Annotated in this window: 6 protein-coding genes; 3 read left to right on the top strand and 3 right to left on the bottom strand. The window is 74.1% G+C overall.

The window, feature by feature from the left end:
- Positions 1-251 precede the first annotated feature (251 nt).
- Positions 252-869: a ClpP family protease gene (locus tag GTW08_RS05305; RefSeq protein WP_073576797.1), complete on the top strand. Its 618-nt coding sequence runs from the start codon at positions 252-254 to the stop codon at positions 867-869.
- Positions 870-874: 5 nt separating this feature from the next.
- On the top strand, positions 875-1486 hold the full coding sequence (locus tag GTW08_RS05300) for a ClpP family protease (RefSeq protein ID WP_073576933.1): 612 nt from the start codon (positions 875-877) through the stop codon (positions 1484-1486).
- A gap of 11 nt (positions 1487-1497) precedes the next feature.
- On the opposite strand, the gene GTW08_RS05295 is transcribed toward GTW08_RS05300, so the two are convergent.
- The 3 genes from GTW08_RS05295 to GTW08_RS05285 all read right to left on the bottom strand — a co-directional run bounded on the left by GTW08_RS05295 (position 1498) and on the right by GTW08_RS05285 (position 3082).
- Complete coding sequence (locus GTW08_RS05295; RefSeq protein WP_073576796.1) at positions 1498-1779, bottom strand: helix-turn-helix domain-containing protein; 282 nt, start codon at positions 1777-1779, stop codon at positions 1498-1500.
- Between the two features lie 71 nt (positions 1780-1850).
- On the bottom strand, positions 1851-2696 hold the full coding sequence (locus GTW08_RS05290; RefSeq protein ID WP_073576795.1) for an alpha/beta fold hydrolase: 846 nt from the start codon (positions 2694-2696) through the stop codon (positions 1851-1853).
- 65 nt (positions 2697-2761) lie between these two features.
- Positions 2762-3082, bottom strand: coding sequence for an ArsR/SmtB family transcription factor (locus tag GTW08_RS05285; RefSeq protein WP_062398503.1), 321 nt, complete (start codon positions 3080-3082; stop codon positions 2762-2764).
- 100 nt (positions 3083-3182) lie between these two features.
- Between GTW08_RS05285 and GTW08_RS05280 the strand changes: the two genes are divergently transcribed.
- On the top strand, positions 3183-4387 hold a 1205-nt coding region (locus tag GTW08_RS05280), incomplete at its 3' end, for an HAD-IC family P-type ATPase (protein ID WP_161151491.1).

The raw sequence follows: 4387 nt of genomic DNA, 5'->3' as shown, positions 1-4387 counted from the left end.
GCCCTACCTCGACGCGTCGTCGACCGGCCCGCAGCCGGTCACCGGTGACGCGGCCGCCGACCCGCGGGCCGCGGCGCAGGAGGCGCTGCGCCGCCTGGTCCAGGGCGACCGGGGTGCCGACTACGACGTGTTCGCCGACCGGCACCGCGACAACGGCGGTCACCCCGGCTGACCGGCGCGTTCGCCCCGGGCGGAGCTGCCCGGGGCAGAACCGGGCGCGGACCGGGCCGTCCCCCGGCCACGGTGGGGTCATGAGCGACTCACCGCGCACCCCGCGCTTCGACGACCGCGCCCGCCGCGACCTCTACGACCAGCGCGTGGTGGTGCTCGACGGCCCCCTCGACGACGACAACGGCACCCTGCTCGCCACCCAGGTCGTGGCACTGGCCGCCCGTGACCCGGACGCCGACATCGCCTTCTGGATCCACTCGCCCGGCGGGTCGGTTCCGGCGATGCTGGCGCTGCGCGACCTGTTCCGGCTGGTCCCCTGCGACGTCTCGACGCTCGTGCTCGGCATCGCCTACAGCGCCGGGCAGTTCCTGCTCTCGGCGGGCACCCCGGGCAAGCGCCGCGCGCTGCCGCACTCGCGGGTGCTGATGCACCAGGGCTCGTCGGGGATCGGCGGGACGGCCGTCGACATCGAGCTGCAGGCCGACGACCTGCGCCACACCCGCGACACCGTGCTCGGCCTGATCGCAGCCGACACCGGGCAGCCGGTGGACCGGATCTTCACCGACTCGCTGCACGACCGCTGGTACTCCGCCGCCGAGGCGCTCGACTACGGCTTCGTCGACGCCGTCGTCGACCGGTTCGACCAGGTGGTGCCGCGCCGCGGTGCCGTCCCGACCGGCTTCGGCGTGGGGCGGTGACGGCGGTGAGCGCCTACCCGATCCCGAACGTCATCGCCCGCACCCCGGGCGGCGAGCGGGTCCTCGACGTCTACTCCCACCTGCTCACCGAGCGGGTCGTCTATCTTGGCACCGAGATCGACGCGGGCGTGGCGAACGCGCTGATCGCCCAGCTCCTGTTCCTGGAGGCCGACGACCCCGACCGCGAGGTGCAGCTCTACGTCAACTGCGGGGGCGGCGACCCCAGCGCCATGCTCGGCATCTACGACACGCTGCGCCACGTCCGCTGCCCGGTCGCGACGACGTGCGTCGGCCAGGCCGTCTCGGTGGGTGCGGTGCTGCTCGCCGCCGGGACCGAGGGCCGTCGTGGCGCGCTGCCGCACGCCCGGGTCGTGCTGCACCAGCCGGCGGCGCAGGGCCGCGGGTCCATTCCGGACCTGATCCTGCAGGCCGACGAGCTGGTCCGGATCCGCGCCGACATCGAGGAGATCCTGGCCCGGCACACCGGGCAGACGGTCGAGCGGTTGCGCGCCGACACCGACCACGACCGCGTGTTCACCGCGTCCGCGGCCCGGGACTACGGCCTGCTCGACACCGTGCTCGAACCGCAGCCGCCGCGCACCCGCGAGCGTCGCTGAGCGGCGCCGGGTCAGGCCGCCAGCGCGTAGGCGCACTGCGACCCGCGGGCCCGCGGCGCCGTCGCGAGACCGTCGGCGACGCCGCGGGTCAGCGCGGCCAGGTCGGTCCCGAGCGCCCCGGCGACGGCGGCGATCATCTCGCTGGAGGGCTCCTTGCGGCCCCGCTCCACCTCCGAGAGGTACTGCGGGGACACCCCGGCGCGCCCGGCCGTCGCGCGCAGGGTCTCACCGCGGGCGTGCCGCCGTCGTCGCAGCTCACGACCGAGTGCGTGCCGCCAGAGGGGTTCGCTCATGGGGGCACGGTAGGACCGGACGGCGGCCGCGGTCCCCGGGTTCCGCCCACAGCGGAACCCGGGGTGGGCGCTCAGGCCTTCAGGAAGTCGAGCAGCGCGGCGTTGAACTCGTCGGGGTGGGTCGCGTTGAGACCGTGCGGGCCGCCCTCGACGAGCGCGAGCTGTGCGCCCTCGATCGCCTCGTGCGAGCGCTTGCCGGACACCTCGAACGGGACGATCGCGTCGGCGTCGCCGTGGATGACCAGGGTCGGGATGCCGGCGTCGGAGACCTTCTGCACGTCGTCGCGGAAGTCGGTGCGTCCGAACGCGGTGATGCAGTCCAGGGTGCCCTTCGGCGACGCGAACTCGGCGATCGCGCGGTGGTAGGCCCGGTTCGGCTCGCTGATCAGGTCGGTCCGGTCGCCCGCGGCGAAGAAGTTCGACGTGAACTCCTCCAGGAAGGCGATCCGGTCACCGGTGACGCCGCCCTGGAACTGCTCGATCGTGGCGTCGTCGAGACCGCCGTCGGGGTTGTCGTCGGACTTGTAGAGGTACGGCGGGACGGCCGCGGCTAGCACGACACGGGCGACCCGGTCGGTGCCGTGCTTCGCGACGTAGCGGACGACCTCGCCGCCGCCCATCGAGAACCCGACGAGGGTGGCCTCGCGCAGGTCGAGGTGCACGAGCAGGGCGTGCAGGTCGTCGGCGAAGGTGTCGTAGTCGTAGCCGTCCCAGGGCTGGGAGGACTGGCCGAAGCCGCGACGGTCGTAGGTCACGACCCGGTGGCCGGCGTCGACCAGCGCGGGGACCTGCTTCTCCCAGGACCTCCCCGACAGTGGCCAGCCGTGGATCAGCACGACGGGTGCGCCGGAGCCCTGGTCGGTGTAGTGCAGCTCGACCGGGCTGCCGTTCTCGGTACCGATGCTGAGCTGGGGCATGGGGTGCATTCCTCCGGGAAGATCGGTTGCGTCCTCCCGATCCGCGTACCCGCCCCGCCGCGGACCTACCCGTCGACGACCGTGCCCTGCCCGAGCATCCGCTCCAGCACGGCGCGGACGGTCGCGTCCTCCACGGTGTAGTACACGTAGGTCCCCTCGCGCCGGTTCTCGACCAGGCCCGACAGTCGCAGCTTCGACAGGTGCTGGCTCACCGCGGTGGGGGCGGCGCCGACCAGGTCGGCGAGGCAGGCCACCGAGGACTCGCCCTGCAGCAGAGCCCAGAGGATCTTGACCCGGGTCGGGTCGGAGAGCATGCGCATCGCGTCCGCCACCCGGCGGACCTCGTCCTCGGGCGGCATCGCGAAGCCGTGGATGGACTCGTGCACGACGTCGAGGATACCTGCGTGACTGCGCGGATGGTCCACCGTCTCACCATGTGGATGGCTGACTGCGTATCTTCGTGCATACGCAGGTACGGTCTCACGCATGCGATCCGCTCTGACCCTGCCCGAGGTCCGCTGGGCCGGGGCCTCCCTGCTGGCCTTCCTGGCGGCGCTCGGGGTCGACCTGCTCGGCGCGCCGTCCGCGCTGGTCGTCGGCCTGTACCTGGCCTGCTACGTCCTCGGCGGCTGGGAGCCCGCGCTCGAGGGCCTGCGTGCGCTCGGTGAGAAGCGGCTCGACGTCGACCTGCTGATGATCGTCGCCGCGGTGGCCGCGGCCGCGATCGGGCAGTGGTTCGACGGCGGCCTGCTCATCGTCATCTTCGCGACCTCCGGGGCGCTGGAGTCGGTCATGACCGCCCGCACCCGGGCCAGCATCGACGCGCTGCTCGACCTCGCCCCCGAGACCGCGACCGTCGTCGCCGACGACGGCACCGAGCGCACCGTCCCGGCGGCGCAGCTGGCCGCGGGGCAGGTGGTCGTGGTGCGGCCGGGGGAGCGGGTCCCCGGGGACGGCGCCGTGCTCGACGGGGTGTCGGAGGTCGACACCTCCGCGCTGACCGGTGAGCCGGTCCCGGCCCGCACCGGTCCGGGCGACGCGGTGCTCGCGGGCACCGTGAACGGCACCGGCGTGCTGCGGGTCCGGGTCTCGCGCGACGCCGCGGACACCGTCGTCGCGGGGGTCGCCGCGCAGGTCGAGCGGGCCGCCGAGACCAAGGCGGGCCGCCAGCTGTTCATCGAGCGCGTCGAGCAGCGCTACTCGGTGCTGGTCGTCGCGGGGACGGTGCTGCTGCTCGGGGTTCCGCTGCTGCTCGGCGCCCCGTTCACCGAGACGCTGCTGCGCGCGATCGTCTTCATGATCGTGGCCTCGCCGTGCGCGATCGTGCTCGCGACGATGCCGCCGCTGCTCGCCGCGGTCGCGGTGTCCGGCCGGCGCGGGACGCTGGTCAAGGACGTCACCGTGCTGGAGGCGCTCGCCGAGGTCGACACCGTGGTGCTCGACAAGACCGGCACGCTGACCTCCGGCCGCCCGCAGGTGGTGTCGGTGACCCCGCTCGGGTCCCGTCGCGCCGACGAGCTGCTCGCCCTGGCCGGGGCCGCCGAGGCCGGCAGCGAGCACGTACTGGGCCGGGCGGTGCGCGCGCACGCCCTGGAGCGCGGCCTGCACCTGCCCCACGCCGAGGGGTTCACCGCGGTCCCGGGCGAGGGTGTGCGGGCGGTCGTCGGCGGGCGGACCGTCGCCGTCGGGCG

It is taken from the genome of Pseudonocardia sp. SID8383 (genome assembly GCF_009864975.1).
GTDB lineage: Bacteria > Actinomycetota > Actinomycetes > Mycobacteriales > Pseudonocardiaceae > Pseudonocardia > Pseudonocardia alni.
This window is presented reverse-complemented; position numbering and strand designations above follow the sequence as displayed.